The sequence below is a fragment of the Nitrosovibrio sp. Nv6 genome (assembly GCF_900110495.1).
Taxonomy (GTDB): Bacteria; Pseudomonadota; Gammaproteobacteria; order Burkholderiales; family Nitrosomonadaceae; genus Nitrosospira.
Genome location: NZ_FODX01000001.1, coordinates 402,535 through 424,519 on the forward strand (window position 1 = coordinate 402,535; position 21,985 = coordinate 424,519).

Consider the following 21,985-nt stretch of genomic DNA (forward strand, 5'->3'; position numbering starts at 1 on the left):
GCTCAATTCTCCTTGTTTTCTGTATCTTTACGCTTCGACATGGCCAGGCCCCCGCTGTTGATTCGATGGATAAAGTCTTCTCCCACCAGCGCCACAGCTTCCTGGTTCAGCACCGCTTCGCCATTGGATAAGCGGATCGGCTCCACCCCTTCAATGGTTGCGGAGATCGAGTCGCTTGTACCGGTGCCAGGGCCTTCTATCACACCGCCTTCCGCATAGCCCTTGCGCTTCAGGATTGTTAAGCCGCCGTTATAGCCGCCGGATTTGAATCCATGAACGCTGTAGTTTTTGATAACCCCGCCTTTCCTGAGTCCAGGTCCTTTCATATATGCCCCACCTAGTGTTCCAACGAGACTTCCCAGTCCGCTTAGTGCCGCCGCCTTGTTTTGCTGCTGTTGCTGCCAGGCGCCGAGCTGGCCCTGGTATTGATTCAGCATCATGTTGCCCGCCGCGGTATTTGCCCCGACCGCCCCGCCAAACCAGTTCTGCGCCGCATTCATCCCGGCATTGTGCAATCCCGCTTTGGTGGCGAGATTATCCGTGGCGGCGTTACCCGCGCCTAGCGCCGCCGCATCCGTCGCTATCCCCGTGGAGGGCATATTGCGGCCAAATTGCGCGGCGCTTTGCCGCATTGCCATGCCCTGTAGCTCAGTATCCCGCCGGGCCTTGTTCATGGCCCCTGCTGTATCTTTGGCAAGCCCCAGGTTAATCTCGTGGGTCAATGCCTGAAATCTGCCCGAATTAGGGTTGACGCCCATGCGCGCCATCGCGCGCTGGTTCGAAGCCAACGCCCCTTGATATCCGCGGGCAACATCGCCTACCGCTTCCGCCGCCATCCTTTCTTTACGCTCCGTTGAGTCGAAGTCGTTTGCGTTCTTCACTATGCGCTCTTCAATCGGCGCAAACAGCTTGCGATAAACCTGCCACTGCGATTCCGCCCTGGCGGCGTTGGCGTCGCCGGATGCAATTTGCTGATCCACGACCCGTTGAATCAGCGGGTCCTGCACCCTGGCTCGATCCTTCTCCCATTCGAGCTGCTGTTTTGCTACATCAAGCTGCTGCTGTCCGATGTCAGCTTGCTGCTTCGCTGCCTGACCTATCAGCGGATCCGGTCTGGGCGGTTTCGAGCTACACATTTTCAATCTCCAATATTTTGGTTAAGCCGTTTTCAATGTGCTGGTATCCGAGCATTCGGAAGAATCGCCCTGCCTTGTTGACCGTCTTCACGGTGATATTGATTTCCCTTGCCCCAAGTTGTCGTAGGGCACGTTCGACATAGGCCACAAAGCTGCCTGCCACCCTTCCCTTTCGTGCTTGCGGCAATAGATAAAGCGTATCCTCCGTGGCAATGATGGTTTGCGTATGTGCGCTTTTATCCAGATACATAGCGCAGTTTCCTAATAAATTACCTTCACTCCTGAGGGTCAGGAGAACGTACCTTCCCGCCCGCTCATAGCGGATGAATGTATCGTAATCGGGGCTGAACGGCAGTTCATGCCGGTGCGACTCAGTCTCATTCCAATGCGCCCGGTGCAGCGGTTTTATTTCCTCGGCAATATCCTCGATACGTTCATGGGAGAATATGAAGGATTCATAGTGTTCCGGCCCGATCTGTTCAATGGTGCTTATCGGTACCAGCGGCTCGATTTGCGACGCCGCGATGCACACATCCGCAGCCAGTTCGGGCGATAAAGGCAATCCCATGTGTCTCTTGAGTAACGTAATCAGTTCGATATTCATCAGCTATCCAGCCTCGTAATGATGGTTTCAACCGCGCTGCGCACTTCATTTGTATATGCGTAAAGTGCTTCGCACTCCGCTCGGGTGGGATTGGGAGAGAAGGTCAATGTCTGGAACCTGGGTACCGCTATTCTGTTTCCGCGCCGTCCAGTCAGTATCTCAACCATCGTTTTGAGCCATTCTGGTGTTCCCGCGGGTATGCCCGGCTTCTTGATGCGAGGTGCTGCCGCCCCGCCTGTTACAAGAACGGTCTCAACCACAATGCCGTCGCTGATAGAGCCGGTGATGGCTCTATTCCCTTGGCCGGATGAAGCAACGACAAGGATGTGCGTCTGGCTGATTGCCTCTACCCCGGCAGTATTAGCCTGCATCGGCAATCCCGGCATCAGGCGGTCGCTGCCAATGGATATTGCGCCGGTGCTGCTCATGTTGTCTTGCGTAGCGCTCGTCGCCACCAAAACGTGTGTTTCCGTGATTCCTGCTGCCGAAGATGTATTCGCCTGAGCTGCGGCAGCAACCGGCAGCACATGAGTTTGCGCTATTGCCGAGGCACTGAAGGTATTGGCTTGTACACCTGTGGCGCCGGCAAGAGAACGACCAATCGTGATGGACGCAGCACTGGATGCGTTGGCTTGAGCGCTCGACTGCGCGACAACAAGATGTTTCTGTTCGATCTTTCCGGCTCTGCCCGTGCCAGCCTGGGCCAATTGCGACCCCACCAAAATGTGGCCCTGAGTGATTACAGCCGCGCTGCCGTTATTTGCCTGGGTTGAAGCCGCACTGGTCAAATCGTGCTTTGCACCGGCTACGGTCCACCACTTTTCAGCTCGGGTTTTGAACAACTGCCACGGATTTTCACGAAATGCTCTTGCTTCAGCCTCGCCCCAGATGGCGTCGGTGTATCCAGCTACCAGGATCGTCCCGTTAAAATCCCGGAAAGCTCCCCCAATATACCGCCCAAGATTGAAATTCTTGTTTCCCGGTCCCCATGCCACTGGCGCCGCTGTCCAGGTCAACCCGGTCTCTTTTCCATCAAGAAAAACTCTGCAAGTCTGCGCGGTACCACCGGACGCGAAAACGATACTGCGGTTTTTAGTGTTGAACCAGGAAGAAAGACCTGCGGAACTTGGGTTATTGGAGCCAACGGAAACCCTTAGATCAGGATAAATCTCATAAGCGGAAACATTTGGAGACGATGTGCCAAAGAGGACGTGGCCATTGACATCACCAGCACCTACCATCGGACACCACGCAAAGAAGGTGCCGATATTGCCGGTCAGCTCCGGGTAGCCGTCACAGGCATAAAAATCGTCTTCGCCGTCGAACGAGAATACCTTGCCATTCTGCCCTGTTGCAATTGCAGCGTTGCCACCGGGCGTCCAACTACGGCCGGTTACCAGATCAAATGGCCCCACGCCGGGGTTGAACAGTATTCGTACACCTTTGGCCAGTCCTGCATAATCTATCTGCGCCGCGTGTTGAGGCTGCGTTACGAGCGGGCCTGGACGTATGACTAGGGACATTGGATGTTAGCTGGAAAGGCCGCTGATGCCTGCCATATAGACGTTTCCACTGGCAAGCGGCACACCCGCGTCATTCTTGACAACCAGCTTGAGATAACGCGCTACGGCCAAGCCTTGCAAACTGAAGAATTTTCTGTGAATGTTCGTATCGTTGCATGGCAATGTACCGATCCAATGCAGATCAGCCTCGTTGACGCCATCTGTGCCACTTTCCGGGCCACTGCTGAAATTGACGTTATCGAGCGACAGCTTCGCGAAGAGGACAACCTGTTTGTTGCCAGCAGGGGTGCCATTGGGATCACATTCCACTTCGATAGTCACGTCCAGGGGGATAGCGGAGCCCAGGTCAATTACGGATGAGGCGGCGTAGGCAGCGTTTGCCAGAGTACCCATATTGAGTACCGATTGGCTACGGGCATTCTGCGTTTGTGTAAAGGTTGCCATGATTCTTTCCTCTGAGTTTCGTTAGTAAAACCCAGCTCAAGCTGGCTGCGAGCTTGTATAAGTCAGGGCCGGGAAGCTGACCGTGTTGCCGCTTGTAACCACCTGATCGCTGGTCTCGTCCGTAACCAGAAGAACTTTGGAGATGTTGTCCGTGAAGGCAATGTGCAGATCTGGCGTGGCGCCGGAGTTTGCTGAAGCTGTGCCGCTTTTGGCGGCAACCGACAAAACCCGGGCAGCGCCGTCCGCGCCGGATAGGGTGTAATCGCCTGAGGTGATGGCCACGGCGCAGATTGCATTGCCTACGACTGTCGTATAGCTGTCCGCTGCCGTATAAGCCTTGAGCAGCAACATGCGGATTCCATTGTTCTTGATCACGTTCAGGCCGCCGTCCAGAACATCCGCGTGGGCATATTTCGCCAATTCAACTCTCCTTTTCTGTAGTCATAAAAAAAGCCGCATAACAGCGGCTTGTTTGCAAATCAATACTCTTTATGCCTGCTTCAATCCATCCATTGTTTCGGCCAGTACAACCCCCGTTACTTTCACATTGCCGGACAGCACAACTTCCACGTTATCGGATTTGTAACCGCCCGGAAGCCGGAAAGCCCGGCTATTCTCAACCTGTTTGGTAAATTTCAGCACGCCATCGGCCCATAGCTGAAATTGCAGCGAGTCAATAGCGAGCGGCGGAATTGCTCGCATGTCGTCACCGCCGATCTCATACTCTCCCAGAACTGGATCAGCCAGTCCATCATTCATTCCGCCTGAATCGACAAGTGCCTGATTAGCCGCGAGGGCCGCGGCATGGGAGGCTTGTGCCGAAGCTATCTCGGCTTCGGACATATCGAAATCAGCATCGATCTTTGCCGCGCCATAGTTAACCGGCGGTGCCGTCACGAACTTCTTGCTCTTCCATTCGTAGGTGAGCTTGGTTCCCGCATTCCCTTCCCACTCGTATATCTTCTTTTCCAGCGCTACGTAGAGCTTGCCGGTAGCCGGATCTGCCCACATGCAGGTAATGTTCTGGTTCACCTTGATAAAGGACGCGCTCTCGGCCTTGTCGATGACGAACATCAGTGAACTGCCCTCAACGGTATAGCCGCAGTAATAGCGGTTATCGGCAGAGGCTGCAATGAACGTGGCAGGGTTCAACTCTGCCCATTCCTTTTGCGTGAACAGGTCTTTCGTTACGATGTCGCTGCTAGCGCCAATGATTACCATGCCCTGTGGGGCGGGATAACCGACGCCGAACGCAAAACTCGCCACGCCACGCTTTGACATGCAAGGCCACGCCACACCCAGCTTCTCCATACCCCCACCCATGGTTACCGGCTCAACGCCCGTTATGGTGAAGGGGTTGCCTTTCGTCATCCCGACCAGTGTCGTGCCGCTAAGGCCAATTGCTACGATTTCCTGGTCGTAGGTTTGCCGGTAAGAAGTTGGCCAGGCATAGGGCTTGAACGGTTCCGAGAACAATACTTCGTTGCCAATGAAACCAGCCGCAATTCCATTAGCCAAGATCTTAATGCCTTTCATGTCCGCGGGCGGCATATCCCAGGTGGCGGAAGGCAGCACTTCTCCAAGCGCAACCGCAGAGTCAGTCGCGGTATCGTCATAGCTGGAGGTCACCGCCGGGATGGTAACCACGTAGCGGTACTCGGTTCCGGATGGAGTGGTCAACGTGCGGTAAATCCGCTTGGTCATGCCAGTCGTGTTATGCGGCGCAACACGCTTCCATGTTCCGCCCCCGGAATAGATCTGTGTCGTTGCGAGCGATACAATGACTTTTTTTGTTGCTGAATCTACGTTCACCAAGGTGAATTGGCCGTTGAGATCATCCATTCCTGTAATTGAGGCGAACGTGATCTTTTCCAAAGCTCGCAGACCAAACACCGTGTCAAGCGTGACTTCCACCTGTCCTGAAGCTGGTGTTTCCCTGACCGCGCCTGATACTGTTCCCGAATTCGGCGGCGCGGTATCCAGATTTGACAGCGCCCAGGTGTCATCCGTCTTTCCGGTAGTGACCTTCGAGGCAGGAGACGGCCTGGACTCCTCCCCCCATTGCGTGACGAAGGTATAAACATAAGCGCGAGTGGCGGATGGTCCGGTTCCGCCAGACGATGCAACTACAGGCCGGGCAACGGGTGGAGTAACGCCCAGAACATAACAACCCGAAGGATAGGGCCCGGCGCCCGCAGTCGCGAGATCAAAATCCGATGTACGCGGCTCCCCATCACCTGTGTAATAGAAGCGCCGCAATGTATTGCCAGCGACAGGGGATTGTGCCACATCCACATCCACGTCCCATGTCAGCCACTTTTCGTTGCCGTCCTTCTCCAGGCGAAACATTGATCGGATGTCACTATCTATAACCGGGGAGAAGACCGCCCTCGGCCCGTTTCTCGGGCGTAAATCGCCGGAAGTAAGATTGCAATTGGTCGCAACCTGAGCCTGATTGGAGCTTAGCAGCTGCTTTGCCAGTCTTGGCACAAGGCCGGAAAACCCGGCAATTCTAAAAGCATTCACTCTGGCAAAACCTCAGTCTTGGGATTGTGTGGTACGTGACAGGCCCAGCTTCTTCCCCTCGCAAATGGCGCGCTCCTCTGCCCTTCTCTTTACCAGCCCTGGCAATACTTTTCTGCCCGGACCGTACTTGAACGCTTCTATGCGCGCGCACGCTTCAGCATATTTTTTGGAATTAATCAAATCGATCAGGTTGGGCGGTTTCCCCGGCTGGGCCTTCCGGCAAAATGTCGGGACACCCACGTTATAAGCCAGTCTCACAAATGCCTCGTATTCATGCTGATACAATGGCACGGTCACGCAGCGTTTCACCCCAGCCGCATAGATTCCCTCCACCTCGTCAAGCAGCCGCACCAGTGAGCGTTCCGGGGTGGTCTTGTCCCCCATCCTGACCCCGCCTGTCGTGCCGAATCCGATAGTCGGCACGTCGCCGGGGACAGGGATATAGGCTTCATCCTTGTAGCCTTCATGCACGGCAAGCCCGACAAGGGTTGAAGCCGCCAGTACCAGTACAGCCACTGCGGAGCGGACTTGCGTCGGGGATGATTTGATCATTTCTCGATTCCTTCAGATTTTTCATCGCACTCCTGCGAATTTTTCCTCAATGTCATTTGGCGTTTTCCTCAATGCAGTCAAGCTTCGCCTTTATTGTCTCTTTCAAATTCCCCGCATCCAGATTTGCGCAGGACGATATTCTGGTTGTTGGTGTGGGCAATGGCTTCGGTTTCAGCTTGGACGCTTCTGCCCCACTTTCGGGCGGCTCCGAGTCCACAACGGGCGCAGCTTCGTCGGTTGCCCCATCCTGGGTGGGCGAAGGTGCAAGCATTGTGCATGACGCAAGAAACAGCGCTCCCACCAGATATCTCATCGCTTCCTCCCGTGTGCCCACTGATCAATAATCCGGTCGAGTTTCTCATTGAATTCCCGCATTGTTTCCCGCTGCTCGCCTCTTGCGGATTTAAGCTCTTCGCTCAGACGCTCATTGGTTCTTTCCTGGTACAGCTCGCCCCGTTTAAGGCTGGCGATGTCGTTCTGCACATCGCTGTAAGTGGCTACGCCGGATGCGAGAAGACCGGCTACGGCAATAATTCCGCTAAAGGATAATGTGTAGGTGGATGGTCCACGCCGCCGGTCTTTCTTTTGATCGCTATCATCGTCCGTCATGGTCACACGAGAATCCACAGAAATACGACCGCAAGCACGACAGCGCCTAGTAATATCGCCGCCGTCCATTTCGACGCCTTCAGCTTATCGAGCAACCTATCAGCGCCTGAATCAGCTACTTCATGTCGTCTTTCCATCTCTTCCTTGAGGTCTCTAATACGCTTGCGCTGGAACATGGTCATGCTTAATTCTCCGAAAAAATAACGTTTTAAGTAGGATAGGGTGGAGGAAACGGACCCATCATTTGGTTATCGCCGCATCTCGCCAATTGCAATTAGCCGATATCTGGTTGGGAACATAATAAAAAACGCGGTAAAGCCGCGTCTTAGCTGGGATACCTGATAAATTACATAAAGTATTCATCCCGGATTTACCATTGGATCGCATCCAGCTGCTGCTGAGCTGGGGTATTGCCGAGGGCGGCAATCTCATCGCACAGTTTCTGCCGCTTGCCCGTGAGCTGCCCATGCATTGGTGCAAACAGAGCGGCATTAGCGATAATTCTGTCAACCAGCTCAGCCTTGCTCATGCCGCGTTCTGCGGCTGCACCATCAATCCATGGGGTATGGGCATTCGAATCCTGTAGCCAGGCACGGGCTTCCGTTTCCTGTTTCGGCCAGCTGTTGATCTCGTCCTCGGGGTAGCCTGCCGTCATGGCCTTCACCGCGGCCCGATAGGAAGCATTGATGCGCGCTATCGCGGCTGCTTTCATCTGCCCGGCTGCTGATTGGCCGACTGGGATAGGGGCAATCGCCTGCGGCTCGGCGGCAGTCCACAGGTGTATGAATTCCTGAAAATCCGCTATGCTATCCAGTACAGTGTTCGCCGCTTCGTCATACTCGATGTGCCCGCTGACGCCATTCCATTGGACAGCGCGGATGCCTGCAGGCAGCGCCGACAGGTCAACCGGCCTGAATATTCCACCAACGCCGACAACGCCATCGTCTCTGATAATCGTTACTCGCATGCCCGATTCCCCCGTTGCAGCAGCGTCCGTTGCGCAGCGACGATCAGCGCTTGTTGCGTCTGCGCTCCCTGCTTCACCATCTCATTGCGGAACGACTCGGTAGCTGCAGCACCTTTGCGCGACTCATTGGCGGTGTTGATCATGAGGGTTGGCATCCAGGCGATGGCGCAGCCCCAGGTGCCGGTTTCTTGGCCGGTATTGGAGTCAACGCCATGGACCTGCACGTACCACGGACACCGGTAAAGCGCGGGTTGTCCCTCCTCCACCTTGAGCTCTTCGCATTTTGCGCCAAGCGGACATTCTGCTATGCGTGTTTTCATCAGTCTTTGCTCGCTATAATCATGTCTATGTACTGCACCGCCAGGTTAATAGGAGTGCCGGTGAACATATGATTGTGCGCGGCACCACCGCCCTGATATTCCGTGGCTGCCAAGGCCGTGGCATTATTTCCATCTAAATTAGTGTAATCTGGTCGTGGAGGCGTACCCGGTGTCCCATTCCCGATATAAATTTGATGGTTGTGCGACGGCAATTGTGCGGTCGTTAGCGTCGTCGCACTGTTCGATCCCGTAACAGCTTGCGATGCAAACGCGGTCGTAAATGCGACCGAGCCACCGGAACCTCCGCCCGCGCCCCCCACAACCCGAATCGCCTTGTTGTTATGGTTGGTTACCTGAGTCCAGCCAACCGGCGCGGCAGCCTGAAAAAATGACATGACCGTACCCGGCGGAATGAGAGCTGCAATTGCAGCGGGAATGCCCAGCGTTGCTCGCGCTGCCGCTGCATCCGCATCGTCCAGCAATGTTCGGCTAAACGAACTCAGATCCGATAGCGCCGCTGCGCCTGCACCGGTGAAATACGGCAACTTATCGGCGGATGGCGAGAGCCTGCCCAGCGCCATGAGGTTCGCATTCGAAAGCGACTCCTGCAAGGCAACACTGGTCACGCCGGCTACGAAATGATCTCCAGCCGCCCAGGTGCGCGGTGTTGTCCCGTCCAGTCCGCGTCCCCCTGCTGCAATGGTGAGACTATCGGCGCTGCGCGCCTCGACCTTTACAATTTCACGGTTACCGGAAGCATCCTTGAAGATTCCGTAGAAATAATCGCCGGCGCCAAGCACCGGGAAGAGAATTCCTTTCCCGGCTTCAACCGTGAAGCTCAATCCGCTTGTCCCGCTTGGGGCGGAACTGACGATGGCTTTGCCGAAATTGGAGAACTTGAGTCCCATGTTTTACCTCTTGCCTATCTTCGGCTCATGATGGATGTTCTTAATGGTGCTCTGGTGTGGCTTCTCGCCGCCCGCAAACCCGCGGCCGCTGTTTTGATCGAGAACTGCTGCTGGTGATAGGCCGCAAGCTGCGCACTGGTGTAAGGCTTTTTAGGTGACAGCATCAGCCGCGCCAGGGCGCCGTGAACGATCGCCTCGCGGTATTCGTTGAACAATGCCTCATCTATACCGATGCTGGCAGGCGACGGTTTCAGCGCCACCGTCATGATTAATATTGCAGCAGCGCCGGGTCGCGGTACCAGTGTGATGGATGCTGCGTCATCCACAATATATTGCGGGGCGCTAATCCAGTCGCGCCGGTTTTGGGCGGAGACGCCGATCCCACCCATATATGGCGCTATTTCTTCGCCATCCAGTGCCGCAAAAGTGACCGCATGCACGACCGTTCCCTCTGGCGGCGCAAAGGCGTATCCGGCGATACCAGCCACAACCGGAACGTCGGGGTGCGCGACCCGCCACGCCAGTGACTGTTCACAAAATGCGATTGCAGATTGGCGCAGCGCGCTATCGGCAGCGCTGAACGTGCAACCAGGCAAGTCGGGTATAACCAAATCATAGAAATCGCTCCAGATCGTCATGGTTGCGCCTCCGAGCTGAACAATTGCATGAATGCTGCCGCGCGTCCGGAATTGACATGCTCATCATCGGTCATTTCGGCTCTGGCCGTGACGTAATCCGCAACGGTCTGCACATGACAGGCGGGTAGCGGGAAAGTATCGGCGAGTAACTTTTCCCCATTCGGCATACTGCCAAACTGCCCGATAAACAAATCAGGGCGATGCTTGAGAAGGCGCAATACTCCCTGGTTGGCAAACGACAGCAACATTTCGTTGGAATACCGCGCCTCGTCTTCATCGTTAAGCGGAATGCGCGCCAGATCGATGATCGACTGATAAGTGAAAGGCATTAGTCGGCCATCTCGTGTCTGGAAAACAGGTCGATCACTTTGTGCCGCAATGTTTCTTCGTTCTGGCGCTTGTCCAGCCGTTCGTTATAGTGACGCTCGGCATACTTGACCAACGTATCTTTGTCCATTGCATGGAAGTCGATTACCGGCAAAGGTTCTTCAGCCGGCTTTTCTGCTTCTGCCAGACCGATGGGTTCAGCATTAAGGGGTTCCTCGCCCTTCCCCTCCTGCCACTCCTGTCCGCTTATCCAGGTATCGGAATAGACCAGCAGCCGTTCAGCGACTTCGGCACTGACGTTTCGTACCTGCCCAGGCTCCCAGCGGAGTCCTATGCCGTTTATGCTGTCAGTCTTGATACCGGCGGCAACGTATTTAACTTGTGGCATATCAAATCCCAAAAAAAAGGGCGACTCCGGAGAATCGCCCAGTGGTCTCTTGCTTACTCCTTATTTGACGCCTGTTGCTTCCCCAGTAACGATGGCGGTGATCTTGCCAGTGGCAAATACTGTGGCCGCTACGGTTACCGTCAGATCCACATACACATCTTTCTCGAACTTGATGGGATCGAATCGGTAATCGTTGAGCCCGGCGACGGATAGATGGGTGACAGGAGCCGAAAAATAATCGTCATCCCCAGCCGGACCGTCCTCCGGATTGACTGGCGTGTAACCGATCTTGACGGCAAAGGACGTCCCACCGGTATCCAGGTCTGCGTTGTGAACCCGAAGACCCGTAACAGTCATACCTGCTGGTATTCTGACAGGGCGATAAACGCTTGCCAGGGCGCCGGAAGACGGCATCACCGTTCCGTAAACCATGGCGGCATTGCCATAGCCGCCCATCGGCATGGCTTTGCTATTCAAATCTGCTGCGTTAAAAGTAGCCATTGATAAACTCCCTAAAGATTAACGGACTGAAGCGGGACTCGAAAGCCCCGCTCTGCTGGATTGATTAAAGCGGATTAAAGTGGTACGGCCGAATCCACCGCGATAACACCAAAGTCCGTAGGCACCTTGGAGCCGGTTCCGTCATCGATCGAGAAACGGGTTTTCGCCTTGCCGCAAACCTTTTCACCCATCACTTCCAGGTTGCTCTCGAAGTTGTACCAATGTTCCTTCCAGCCGAACTGCATGCCGCTGACATTGGTTTTGCCATAGGCTACGCCCAGAGCCTGCGCGCCAAGCAAAAGGCCGCGCTCCACGGCATAACCGGCAGTCAAAGCCGAATTCACGGCTTGATCTGTCTCGGCCGCGGTTGCGGCATTCGCTGCGGTAACAATCTTCGTGCTTTCGCTGGGCGTGAATCGAATGGCCCGCTCGTTCTTGATCACCAGAATGCCGTTCCACATTCCGACCTCACCGGCAAACAGCGGGTGACGGCTATCGAAATACGCTGCGCGATTGATCGCATTCTGTTGGAATGCGCGGAGCGAACCCTCCGTCAACAGTATTGAATACTGATTGGGAGTTGCGAGGAACACCCACATCTTCGATGTCTGTGCCGCCCTGTCTCCCGCAAGCTTCACGGATTGCAGGGGCTGATCCATATCGTCCAGCCTCTTGCGCAGGAGATCCAGGTGCGACAGACGCAGGGCGTCTGTGGAGACAATGGACCCCAGCTGCTGGCCTCCGGGCGTAAGACTTGCACCATTCACCACAAAATGGCGGTTATAGGTCGGCGCCTTGACCGGATTGACCATGATCGAAGCGAAGCTCGAAGCAGCCTGCGTTGGTATCGTCCAGTCCGATCCCATCTGGGAGCCCCGCGCACCGGCAAGGTGTACCAGCGTTTCCTGCGCATCCAGGCGAGGAAAATAGCCCGACAATTGCGCCAGTGCGATTTCCCGCAATTGATGCTTGGTGCGCTGCTGAGACATGCTTCCACCCGCGTCAATGACCTTGCTGGATAGATCGATCTTGATTTCCATCGAAGAAAACGAGAGAGCGCTGCCACGGCCTTCACGGTTTACGTCACCCATCAGCGGTTCGCCACCGACAGTATCGACCAGGTCGAGCGACACAACATCGCCGGCGCTCTTCATCAGGTTGTCGATGCGGACGACGGGCATGCCGGGATTTGTCTGCCCTGCCATTTTCTGCATCGCGGCGGAAGGTTCAACCGGTCCGACAAGACTGTCGATGGCAGTTGATCCTTTGAGCGTATTGGCAAAGAGCGCTGCGCTATAATGCTTGACGGCCAGTGAACTGCCGGTTGCTACATTTGTTTCAGCCATTTAAAAAATCCTTAATCAAGTTCGGCTCTCAAGGCTGCCGCCTGGTGCGTGGGCATCTTCATCAACTTCTGAGCCAGTTCAAAGGGGCTCAAGTTCTCAAGTTGCTCACGTTCAGAGGCTGGGTTTGCTCCACCTTGAATATCCGATAGGGTTACGGGCTTCCTCACCGGGGCAGTCTCGAGCTTAGCTTTCGCATCGGCTTTTATCTTTTCCGGATCGGTGGTTTTTTTTGGAGTAGAGGCTTCCGGCATAATCGCCCTGACGCGGCGGACAACTTCTTCAAACCTGTCCGGATAAGGCTTTCCAGACCATTTAGTACTGGTTCTCAGAATCTCGTCCTGCTTCAGTGCTTCATCCCAGGCTTCCGGGTCGTTGCTTTCCCACTGCACCAGATCGGGGTTATTGTCTTTCGCCTCGGCAATTTGCTCGGCAACGCTCAGCTGACCCGCGCGATCTGATTCCTCCTTTTCGCGTTTCAGTTCCTGCAGCGTTTGTTCCAGCTTCTCGCCCTGCTTCCGGCTTCCCTCAAGAACGGCACTGATTACCTGATGAAGATCAGGCATATCTTCCTTCAGAACCTCCAGGTGTGCTTTGATAGCATCGTCGGCCACGGTAATATCCGCGCCCTTCGCATCCTCCTTCTGTTTCAGAAGTTCTTCGAGTTTGCTGTGCGCGGACTGTAGTTGCTCGCGCAGCGCCGAGTTCTCCACCCGCAGTTCCTTGTGTTTCTTGTAGGGAATAGTCCCCTTGCCGCTCTTGTTCAGAACGACCGGCTCATCTTCTCCCGCCCCGCTACTCGCTTCACTGAGCGCGCTGTCTTCCACTTCTTGTCCGGGTTCTTCATGAGCCCCTTGCTCCGGTGCTTCCCGTGTGCCTAGAATTTCAGCAAGCTTGCCCGGATCGCTTTCCAGTATCTCGATTTGTTCTGGTGTAAGATTTGCAATTTGTTCATCCGTAAGCTGATCTACTTCCATTGCCTTCATCTCCACTTCTTAACGCAGTGAGCGCGCCGCTTTCGCGGGTTAATGAAAACTGCGGTATCGCCGTTAGCGCGTGTTACATGAAATCATTAAAAAAGCCGCCAATGTTACAGGGGCGGCTTAGTGCGTTGATTTTTAAGTGCTCTTATCCGATAATAGCCATTGCATTTTTGGCTGCTGCCCAATAATTGCTGGTTGCTCCGCCCCGCGCATACCATACTGTTATATCTGCGCCGCGTAGCGCGGTCGTACGCGCATTCTCCAGATACCGCTCCGTCAAACCTGAATCATCGTCGCCGGTACTCATGAAATCCACACACATCACGGTTTTGGCGGGCACAGGGAAGGCGGAAGATACCGGCTGAATACCTCTGATCATACCGGGGAGTCGGTGTGTATCCGTAATCCCGGCGCACATGCCTTGAGATATTGACCATTTCAATTCCGCTATTACATCTGCGTCTGGGCTTCCGTCACAATAACTGTAAAAGGGATAAATTTCCTTGCCCGGAAAGCAGATCTGAATATGCAAGCATATTTCTCTGTGCGCGTTCCGAACTTGCGCCGCTGTCAAACCTTCTGTTGCCGATGTTCCCCACAGCGCACCAAAACCCCATGCGGACTCATCCGGCGCAATTCCTTGCAATGCAGGATGGCCGCCAAATTCGTCGGCCATTGCTGTGATTAGCGCCTTGAAACGCGCCATTACTGCAGGGTTATTGAATCTAGGTGAATAACCCCCGAACGAGTTAACCCACAGCCCGCCGCTTGTCGCCGAGCCGCCATACGTCACATGGTCATCCAGGATGTAACTCGGCAGCGGCTTTGCGTGTGCGCTCGAGAAGCTCTTATAGAAAGTCCTGACGATGAGTTTTTTGCCTCTTCCTGCCACATAATCCAGGGCATTCGTGATCGTGCTAAAGTCATAAACTCCCTGCGCGGTTTCGAGCGTTTTCCAGTACGTCATATACAAAACCCCGTCGGTATCATCCAGACACCGAGCGTAATATGGTATGTGTAAAAGTGCGTCATGCCCATCCGGCATCATCCAGTTTTCATGAGTAGCGGGAAACGGTGCTATGGGAGTAAGATTGATGCCAAGTAAAAAACTCATAGCGATTCCAGTACGACTGAATAACCAATTAAATCAAACGAGTCCAACGTATTCGCCGAGATGATGCTGAACGATATCGTCATGGCCGCCTCGGTGTTGATATTTGTGGATACTGCCCGAATCACGCCAGGGGAACCGTTGTTGCCTGGTGTCAGCCAATCAGTAGAAGTCATTGAACTGGAAGTGATGGCGGCAAGCTCTATATCAGGCCGAGTTTGCAGCGTATCTGTAGCAGCAAGTGATATAGAAAATATCATCCCGTCGGATGATGTCCCGGCCGTGCCAAGATAGATTCTCACGATAGCCGTCGCGTTAGCGCCTCGCCGGTGAATCAGGGCTCTTACCCGCAGAATGCTACGCCCGGGTATCAGCATTGTAGCCGGAACAACCAGCGATCCAGCACCGCCGTTTATTACGAATAACCCTCCCGTTGAACCCATAATGCTCGCAACAGGAGAGGCGACAGAACCCCATTTGGAGGCAAGTTTAACTGTGCCATTAAGCGGTACCCATCCCGCCGCAGTCGCCTTCCAAAGCGACCCTGCTTCTCCACCTACGTCCCGTATATTAATTATTGTCCCGGCAGCGGTGGTATACGCATTCGGACGAGTATTCCATGTGTACGAAAGCGCAAGCGGAATAGTGCCTTCGTCTGCTTCCAGCCCGACGATATTGCCTTTTGAGTCTCTTGAAAATACTCCTGTTCCCCGATCGGCGTTGCCTTTTGCCAACAAATCAAGCTCGAGTGCCCGATCGAGATTTATGACGCTGCCCTTGCCATGGCGGATACCACCAATAGTGGTATCATATAAAAGACGAATCATTTTAATACCCCTTAATAAATGTAAAACCGCTCGCAGGCGGCTCATTTTGACTATACATGAGGGCGCAATAAGCAAAGCGTATTGCGCCGGGCATGAGAGTGAGCGGATTCTGGTTTGAACCCCCTGAACTCAGGTATTACTTGCATTCCCGGTAACCCTGTTGCGCTTTCGCCGGCTCTAATTTCAACACGACTATTGCTTGAGCCCATGGCTATATCGCACCCTGGAATTGTTGCCGCATTTGCTGAACCCTGCTAATCCGACTCCCCTCCGCCGCCCAGCTTACGCAACTGCTCCGCCAGCTCATGCCGGTTCGGCACGTCGGATAATTCCAGCATGGCTGGATATAGAACTGCCTGATAAGCCGGCGGCGCCGCCTGTACGATCTGCGTGAACGCATGCAACTGCTGTGCCCGGAAGCTGGGTGTGGCAGGAATGTCCTCCAGCACAACCTTGACCTGCGCGGTTGCCAGGTCGTTCTCCACCGCCGGTCCGGCATCCGTCATTACGGAGCGGTTGAAGTACACGATCTTCTGCCCCGCGCCGTGCTTGACAGCCACGGCTGTCGGCGTGCCCAGCATGTCTTGCTTGATTAATGCCAGAAGCTGCTGCCCGACCATTCGCCTCGCATAACGGAAATTATCGTTAGGCTCCGCCAGAACGGTAGAACCCTGCTCTACCAGGCTATTGATGGCTATGCCGCTGGTTGCCGTGGTATCGGCCCCGAGCATGGCCCTGTATATGCCGCCCACTTCTTCGATTCTCCGCTTTCGCTCCTGCACCAACTGGAACACTTGCGCGGCGAGTTGATGCTCGCGCGTCACTTTGAATCCGCCGGCATTCCTGCGCTGGGCATTGAGGACAGTCATCGATCGAAGGCTGCTGATATTCTGCGCGACCTCCTGATACGAGTTTTGGCTAAGATCGAGCGCATCATTATCCACCTCGACTTTTACCGAGTTCAGGACTTCGTACAACAGAATATCCAGGTCGATAATCTGATCCTGGGGTCCCCTCATGTCGCGAACCAATCCATAAGGCGCTCTACTCCGGTCCTTGCGAAAACACCAGAATGGAACATAAGGAAAATCCGCGTGCGGCAGCGGACTTGGCACATCCATCAATTTATGCGGGCCCAGCCAGATCGAAACGCGCATTCGCGTGAGCAGCGATTTCTGCACCTGCACGAGCCCTTGCGCTACCGCCGCCTGATGGTATGGATTGTCCTCGCGGTATTCGATCGCTTTGCCATTCGGCAGCTCCAGCACATACCCACCCTCGAGATGCCGATACCATAATTCCGACAGCCGGACCATGCCCGAATTCCGGTTCAAATAATCCTCGTGGCTGCGGCCCCACGCCTGCTCAATTTCGTAGGCTCTGGCCATGCCGGTGTCGGTCCCATCGTATACGTCCAGATTGCTCCATCCTGACCAGCTGTTCTGGATGAGCTCGGCCTTATCCGGCAACATAAGCGACGCCTGTACGCGATCCACCCACTTATCGCGCCTCAGATAGCGCGCATCCGACAAATCCGGCTCTCTTGCTGTCCAGTCCCAGAAAATCTCGTTACGGTGTACTTGTCGCACGCGATACGGATATTTCAGCGTATCGAATTCGCGCGAGACCTCAACCCATCCAATGCCCGCGCGGATCATGCTGGAGTAGGCATCCGACATCGCCCGATCCGCCCTGGATTCGGTCTCGGCCTCTTTAATGCGGGCCGACAGGCCCTCGGCTATCTCGGCCTGGCTTTCGTCGTCCGAGGTAACTTTATAATCTGTTCGGGTGCGCGCCTCCAGCCCCAGCACAGCGTTGATCGTCGACTTGATCAGGTTCGATTCCTGCGGGGGAATACCCGCGTCCTTCAGCCGCTGGATTACCTCGGTGCTCGTCTGAGCGCCATCGTAGTAATCGCAATCGGTATCCGAATCAATGCGCCACTTGGGTTGATCGCGTATATCGCGGCAGATTCTGTCGTAGGCTTCAACCGATATATCCGCGGTGATCGCGGCCCCGATCATGCCCGCCAGCCCTTTATACTGATACCGCGCGCACTGGCAGCCGGTTTGTCATCCTCCACAGACACAGCAAAATACCTGAAGGCATCCGCGGCGTGGCTGTGGTAATCGTGCAGTGGCCTGCCACTGAATTGCCTGGATTCAGGGTCAACATCGAATCGATAATGCCTCAGGCTCTGCAACCCCTCGGCACATTTCTGTTCATCGAAATAGCAGCGATTGAAGATCGTTCGCGCCGCATTGATTCCGTCAGCAATGGAAAGATTCGGCACGACCCTCACCTTCCGCCCGGCCGCGAGCATGATTTCTTCAACACTGCGGCCGGTTGCCAGCGTTTTCGCTTTTGCATCATGAGGTAACCAGTCTGTACCATATATGTATCCCTTGTTTTGGAGCACGGTGATGTAATGTTGGATGGGCATCTGGTTATTGCTGTAATAATCGATCAATCTGAGTTCGTTTCCCACCGTTTGGGCAAACCATATGCTGGTGTTATCAGCCCAACCCAGATCAAAAAAGGTATGCACCTGCTTTGTCGCATCATATGGCGCACTTGCAATTCGCCCTTCTTCCTGGGCGAGCCTGAGTTCTTTGGCGTAGACCGCTCCATCCAGTGTTACCCTGCAGTTTCCTTCCCAGACGTTCTGATATGCATCCGGGTCACGGATTTTCAATTCATCCTTTTCCCGTTGCAACGTATAGGGAAACCACGGGTTGTCATTCCAGTTGATCTTTACCACTACGGCGTCGGCCGGAGGGTTGACAACAAATCGCTGATGCGTCTCGTCGGTTTCCAGCTCGGGGTTGTAGGTAACCCATATTTCCGATCCCTCTTTTCGGATAGTCGGAACAAGCGTATCCCAACTGGATTTGCTCACAGTCTGGGCTTCTTCCACCCAGACCCGATCGACGCCTTCGAACGACTTGATCTTCGTAACGTTATTGCGCAGCCCGGCAAATATGAATTCGGAGCCATTGGCTCCGCGGATCATGCTGCTCTGTACTTCATAAAAAGAGCTCAGACCGATCGCGTCGATCTGTGCCTGCAACAGGTGATGCACGGATTCAACGATAGAATTCTGAAACTCTCTCGCGCACAGGATGCGCAATGGCGTTGCAGCTGCCTGGATCAATAACGCCCTTGCCACACCCCAGGATTTTGCTCCCCCTCTCCCGCCGTACAAGACCTTGTATCGCGCGGGTTCGAACAGGAACCGGAGTTTCGCAGGAAATTCCGCCCTATGCGCAGCCATGACGCTCCACCGAACTTACGAGAATCATGACAGGCCCTCCCCCGCAATAGCCGCATCGACCGCATGGGCGGTGTCGGCTGAAGAGACAAAAGTCACCTCGACACAGTGAACAACCGGCTTCCTGGTATCGACCGCTTCATGCGTGACGGGCAATTTATCTCCGTATTTTCGTGGAGCAAGCCTTGCCGCATACCATTTGCGCGCATCGATCCGCAATTGCGCGCGCGCAATAACCTCCCGATCGACCACTTGCCGCCCCTTCTCATCGATATAGGTATCTTTTGATCCGTCGTCGGAAATTTCGATGATTTCTTCAGCATAAGCGTCAACGCAAAGCTCCTTGGCGCGCAGATACTGCCGCATGAGATCTTCATCACTCGTCAACCAGTACCATAAAATCCTTTGGCTGATGCCGACCTCGACGCACATTGCCCGAGCCGATCTGCCGAGCGATATGCCGGCGAATATTGCGTCCAGCAATTCCGGCGTTTTAATCGTCGGAGCCCCTCTTCTCCTGCCTGATGATGCTGCGCCTTCCTGATTCTTCTCCGTTTTATTCGGGAGCACTTCAGGTTCAAATTCACTCATGATCCGGCTTTTTCAGTATCTATCGTGCTCCCTTTATGCAACCCCTTGTTGCATCCCTTTAATGCCGCACGCAGTTTGACCTCGCATGCCCATCGTTCCTCTATCTCGGCGCGCAGCGCCCTATTGATGGTCAAGGTATCGTCCTTTATTGATACGCGGTCTACCGCATAGGCGGACTTGCACTCGGGTGGAGTCTCCACCAGGCAAGGGACAGCAATTGTTTTTTCGATCACCTGCGTCTGAATCACCGGTTTGCCAGCACAACCTGTTAATAAAATTACAAATACCAAAACCAGAACTGAGTTAATAAGGTACATCATGGGTTTATTGAGTAACAAGCTGAAATGAATAAGTAAAGATAATTCGATTGGGTCAATCAAGATGCGGGATGGTGCGCTGTTATTCCTGTCGAGCAGGAGCAAATACAACGTGATGGAATTTACTCATTGTGATCCCGGCTTTTTACATATTCGATCTGCTCCCGATCTATCACCTCACATTGATGCGCAGCCGCTACTGGCGGAAGAGCGCGCATTTTCTTTGCACGCTTTGTGTGCTTTGCTGCAACTGCTGTCGCACTCCGCATTGCCATTGCAGCATTTTTTTCCCTCCTGGCCGAGGTTGACGTCAGCGCATCCATTGCCTTGCGCACGGACTGAATATCTACCGCGCACTTGTCGTTTGCCGCCGACAGCACTGCATTACTGGAATTCAACCGCTCGATCTCCGCTGCTGACCGCCAGTCACTAACGGCGAAGCCGCCACTGAAGGCAAGAGCAGCAAGAATGGCAATTATTGCCGCTGTAATCGCTGGGCTGCTGAACATCCGGGTTCACCTGTAAAAAATCGCTGAGAGCGGGCACAAAAAAACCCGCACGAGGCGGGTTTGGATAAAAAACTGCAAAAACAGCGGGCAATAAAAAACCCGCCAGAAGCGGGTAAGAAAAAACCCGCGCGGGGCGGGTGGATGTAACCCGCTACAGCGGGGTTTTAGTTTTTGTGTCCGTGCACGAAAATCCACAATATGGATGCGGATTATACAGCGTTACCGGCTGTTGTCAAGCTATTTGTTCCTGCAGCTCGCTACAGCTATTTGTTACTATCCACTTTCGATATTGCTTTGCTAATAATGTAGCAACCAAAAAGCTGTCCGAATTTATCGCGTCCCGGATTTTTCCGTTAGATCTCGATTGAAAACGTAACGTGAGTGGTGGCGACAATGAGCGAAGCGCACTACGTCTTATGAGGATTTATCATTCCTATTTAAATTGATTTTTTACCTGACGATGCTATAAATAAGGCTGCTGAACAGCCGTAGATAAACTCATACCCCAGTGGACTTCAATATCTCCCCAATCCTTTATATGCAACATTTCGCGATCAAAAGTTCCGCATTGCTCATCGTGTTTAATTTGGCATGTTCAAGCCGAGCGCCAGCGCAGGATTTGACCGCCCCAGATATGAACATTCGGTCCGGCTTCGAAACGGAGATGACTCAGGACACTCCGTTCGTTTATCCCCCGGCAACTCATGATCAGTTTGCGCGGCAAGGAGGCGCTCATAACAACCATAACGGGCATCAAAATGCGAACACATTTGGCAGGCCGCTCATCGTCGTGCCTGTGCCGCTGCAGGGTAATGGTATGTCTGGATTCAACAGCATGTATGGGTTCCAGTATCCCGGCAGTTACATGCCACGAGATACACCTCTCCACAGATTCAACGGTTATGTGGTTTGTGACCCGCCCGAACTCCCCACCGAAGCAACAACTGAACCAGGCGCAGGCGCAGTGGCGCGGCGTTCGATCAAAATTACGTCAACGCGATCCCTGGCGGCCCCGGCTCATTCACAGCCATGCCCTGTGTACACCATAAATGGCGAGATTCCGAAACAAAAAAGCTACACGACGACCACGACGACGAAGCCTTCAAGGCGCAATGCACCGTAAATGACACGATGAGGAGAGAGCGGCAATGATAACCGCAGGTATGACTGCTTCCGATTTAGTGAAGAAAAATGCTCGTGTCTGGTGTATTGCTGCTTGTATGACCGCCATTCTTGTACTGCCAGGTTGTGCCAGTTTTCAGGTCACCGTGCCGGATTCCGATCCTATCCAGCCCGAAGGACAAGCTGCTGAATATCAGAAAAAGACCATGCATGCATTCTTTTGGGGACTGGTGCTTGATCCCCAGGTTTTTGCCGCCGAATGCCACGGCCAGGGCATCAATGACGTCGTTGTCTATCGTACCCTTGCACATGATCTTGCCGGCGTCGTCACTCTGGGTCTATGGATGCCGACAGAGGTACGTTTTCGCTGCAAGGCGCCTCCCACACGACCGGGGGTGCTTCCTGTGCCGCGTAAACGGTCGCGCGCCGTGTCTTGAAACAAGGTCAGTCAAAACAAATCAAGAGAGC

Annotated in this window: 28 protein-coding genes; 2 read left to right on the forward strand and 26 right to left on the reverse strand. The window is 54.2% G+C overall.

Annotated features, from left to right (window positions below):
* Positions 1 to 2: 2 nt before the first annotated feature.
* The 26 genes from BMX66_RS01975 to BMX66_RS02100 all read right to left on the reverse strand — a co-directional run bounded on the left by BMX66_RS01975 (position 3) and on the right by BMX66_RS02100 (position 20,395).
* Positions 3 to 1,136, reverse strand: coding sequence for a hypothetical protein (locus tag BMX66_RS01975; RefSeq protein ID WP_090877855.1), 1,134 nt, complete (start codon positions 1,134 to 1,136; stop codon positions 3 to 5).
* On the reverse strand, positions 1,129 to 1,740 hold the full coding sequence (locus BMX66_RS01980; RefSeq protein ID WP_090877857.1) for a GNAT family N-acetyltransferase: 612 nt from the start codon (positions 1,738 to 1,740) through the stop codon (positions 1,129 to 1,131). Before BMX66_RS01980 ends, BMX66_RS01975 begins: the two co-directional genes overlap by 8 nt.
* Complete coding sequence (locus BMX66_RS01985) at positions 1,740 to 3,263, reverse strand: hypothetical protein (RefSeq protein WP_090877859.1); 1,524 nt, start codon at positions 3,261 to 3,263, stop codon at positions 1,740 to 1,742. The genes BMX66_RS01980 and BMX66_RS01985 overlap by 1 nt, the downstream gene beginning before the upstream one ends.
* A gap of 6 nt (positions 3,264 to 3,269) precedes the next feature.
* Positions 3,270 to 3,707: a hypothetical protein gene (locus tag BMX66_RS01990; protein WP_090877861.1), complete on the reverse strand. Its 438-nt coding sequence runs from the start codon at positions 3,705 to 3,707 to the stop codon at positions 3,270 to 3,272.
* A gap of 36 nt (positions 3,708 to 3,743) precedes the next feature.
* Complete coding sequence (locus tag BMX66_RS01995; protein WP_090877863.1) at positions 3,744 to 4,127, reverse strand: hypothetical protein; 384 nt, start codon at positions 4,125 to 4,127, stop codon at positions 3,744 to 3,746.
* Between the two features lie 69 nt (positions 4,128 to 4,196).
* Positions 4,197 to 6,056, reverse strand: a complete 1,860-nt coding sequence (locus BMX66_RS02000; protein WP_255398763.1) for a hypothetical protein — start codon at positions 6,054 to 6,056, stop codon at positions 4,197 to 4,199.
* 189 nt (positions 6,057 to 6,245) lie between these two features.
* Positions 6,246 to 6,785, reverse strand: coding sequence for a glycoside hydrolase family protein (locus tag BMX66_RS02005; protein WP_177168718.1), 540 nt, complete (start codon positions 6,783 to 6,785; stop codon positions 6,246 to 6,248).
* A 52-nt stretch (positions 6,786 to 6,837) separates the two neighbouring features.
* Positions 6,838 to 7,098, reverse strand: a complete 261-nt coding sequence (locus BMX66_RS02010; RefSeq protein WP_090877867.1) for a hypothetical protein — start codon at positions 7,096 to 7,098, stop codon at positions 6,838 to 6,840.
* Positions 7,095 to 7,394 carry a hypothetical protein gene (locus BMX66_RS02015; RefSeq protein WP_255398764.1) on the reverse strand — a complete coding sequence of 100 codons (300 nt, stop codon included), beginning with the start codon at positions 7,392 to 7,394 and terminating at the stop codon, positions 7,095 to 7,097. Before BMX66_RS02015 ends, BMX66_RS02010 begins: the two co-directional genes overlap by 4 nt.
* A gap of 2 nt (positions 7,395 to 7,396) precedes the next feature.
* The gene (locus tag BMX66_RS02020) at positions 7,397 to 7,576 is read right to left on the reverse strand and encodes a hypothetical protein (protein ID WP_090877872.1); all 180 of its coding nucleotides are present in this window, start codon (positions 7,574 to 7,576) and stop codon (positions 7,397 to 7,399) included.
* Positions 7,577 to 7,764: 188 nt separating this feature from the next.
* Complete coding sequence (locus tag BMX66_RS02025; RefSeq protein WP_090877874.1) at positions 7,765 to 8,361, reverse strand: hypothetical protein; 597 nt, start codon at positions 8,359 to 8,361, stop codon at positions 7,765 to 7,767.
* Positions 8,352 to 8,681: a hypothetical protein gene (locus tag BMX66_RS02030; RefSeq protein WP_090877876.1), complete on the reverse strand. Its 330-nt coding sequence runs from the start codon at positions 8,679 to 8,681 to the stop codon at positions 8,352 to 8,354. The genes BMX66_RS02025 and BMX66_RS02030 overlap by 10 nt, the downstream gene beginning before the upstream one ends.
* A complete protein-coding gene (locus BMX66_RS02035; RefSeq protein WP_090877878.1) occupies positions 8,681 to 9,589 on the reverse strand; it encodes a hypothetical protein in 909 nt (302 codons plus the stop codon). Before BMX66_RS02035 ends, BMX66_RS02030 begins: the two co-directional genes overlap by 1 nt.
* 14 nt (positions 9,590 to 9,603) lie before the next feature.
* Positions 9,604 to 10,227 carry a phage adaptor protein gene (locus tag BMX66_RS02040; RefSeq protein WP_090877880.1) on the reverse strand — a complete coding sequence of 208 codons (624 nt, stop codon included), beginning with the start codon at positions 10,225 to 10,227 and terminating at the stop codon, positions 9,604 to 9,606.
* Positions 10,224 to 10,556 carry a hypothetical protein gene (locus BMX66_RS02045; RefSeq protein ID WP_090877882.1) on the reverse strand — a complete coding sequence of 111 codons (333 nt, stop codon included), beginning with the start codon at positions 10,554 to 10,556 and terminating at the stop codon, positions 10,224 to 10,226. Before BMX66_RS02045 ends, BMX66_RS02040 begins: the two co-directional genes overlap by 4 nt.
* Entirely contained in the window at positions 10,556 to 10,942 is a 387-nt protein-coding gene (locus BMX66_RS02050; protein WP_090877884.1) for a hypothetical protein, read from the reverse strand. The genes BMX66_RS02045 and BMX66_RS02050 overlap by 1 nt, the downstream gene beginning before the upstream one ends.
* 60 nt (positions 10,943 to 11,002) lie before the next feature.
* Positions 11,003 to 11,443: a hypothetical protein gene (locus BMX66_RS02055; RefSeq protein WP_090877886.1), complete on the reverse strand. Its 441-nt coding sequence runs from the start codon at positions 11,441 to 11,443 to the stop codon at positions 11,003 to 11,005.
* A 74-nt stretch (positions 11,444 to 11,517) separates the two neighbouring features.
* Positions 11,518 to 12,789, reverse strand: a complete 1,272-nt coding sequence (locus tag BMX66_RS02060) for a phage capsid family protein (protein WP_090877888.1) — start codon at positions 12,787 to 12,789, stop codon at positions 11,518 to 11,520.
* A gap of 11 nt (positions 12,790 to 12,800) precedes the next feature.
* The gene (locus BMX66_RS02065) at positions 12,801 to 13,763 is read right to left on the reverse strand and encodes a hypothetical protein (RefSeq protein WP_090877890.1); all 963 of its coding nucleotides are present in this window, start codon (positions 13,761 to 13,763) and stop codon (positions 12,801 to 12,803) included.
* 151 nt (positions 13,764 to 13,914) lie between these two features.
* The gene (locus BMX66_RS02070) at positions 13,915 to 14,883 is read right to left on the reverse strand and encodes a hypothetical protein (RefSeq protein WP_090877892.1); all 969 of its coding nucleotides are present in this window, start codon (positions 14,881 to 14,883) and stop codon (positions 13,915 to 13,917) included.
* Entirely contained in the window at positions 14,880 to 15,707 is an 828-nt protein-coding gene (locus tag BMX66_RS02075) for a hypothetical protein (protein WP_090877894.1), read from the reverse strand. The genes BMX66_RS02070 and BMX66_RS02075 overlap by 4 nt, the downstream gene beginning before the upstream one ends.
* Positions 15,708 to 15,961: 254 nt before the next feature.
* A complete protein-coding gene (locus BMX66_RS02080) occupies positions 15,962 to 17,731 on the reverse strand; it encodes a portal protein (RefSeq protein WP_090877896.1) in 1,770 nt (589 codons plus the stop codon).
* On the reverse strand, positions 17,728 to 18,981 hold the full coding sequence (locus tag BMX66_RS02085; protein ID WP_090877899.1) for a PBSX family phage terminase large subunit: 1,254 nt from the start codon (positions 18,979 to 18,981) through the stop codon (positions 17,728 to 17,730). The genes BMX66_RS02080 and BMX66_RS02085 overlap by 4 nt, the downstream gene beginning before the upstream one ends.
* Positions 18,982 to 19,005: 24 nt before the next feature.
* On the reverse strand, positions 19,006 to 19,569 hold the full coding sequence (locus tag BMX66_RS02090) for a terminase small subunit-like protein (RefSeq protein ID WP_255398765.1): 564 nt from the start codon (positions 19,567 to 19,569) through the stop codon (positions 19,006 to 19,008).
* On the reverse strand, positions 19,566 to 19,817 hold the full coding sequence (locus tag BMX66_RS15255; protein WP_143058177.1) for a hypothetical protein: 252 nt from the start codon (positions 19,815 to 19,817) through the stop codon (positions 19,566 to 19,568). Before BMX66_RS15255 ends, BMX66_RS02090 begins: the two co-directional genes overlap by 4 nt.
* 191 nt (positions 19,818 to 20,008) lie before the next feature.
* Positions 20,009 to 20,395: a hypothetical protein gene (locus BMX66_RS02100; protein ID WP_090877904.1), complete on the reverse strand. Its 387-nt coding sequence runs from the start codon at positions 20,393 to 20,395 to the stop codon at positions 20,009 to 20,011.
* Positions 20,396 to 21,029: 634 nt separating this feature from the next.
* On the opposite strand from BMX66_RS02100, the gene BMX66_RS02105 reads away from it, so the two are divergent.
* Positions 21,030 to 21,518, forward strand: a complete 489-nt coding sequence (locus tag BMX66_RS02105) for a hypothetical protein (protein WP_143058178.1) — start codon at positions 21,030 to 21,032, stop codon at positions 21,516 to 21,518.
* Between the two features lie 25 nt (positions 21,519 to 21,543).
* Positions 21,544 to 21,954, forward strand: coding sequence for a Bor/Iss family lipoprotein (locus BMX66_RS02110; RefSeq protein ID WP_090877908.1), 411 nt, complete (start codon positions 21,544 to 21,546; stop codon positions 21,952 to 21,954).
* The last annotated feature ends 31 nt before the right edge of the window (positions 21,955 to 21,985 follow it).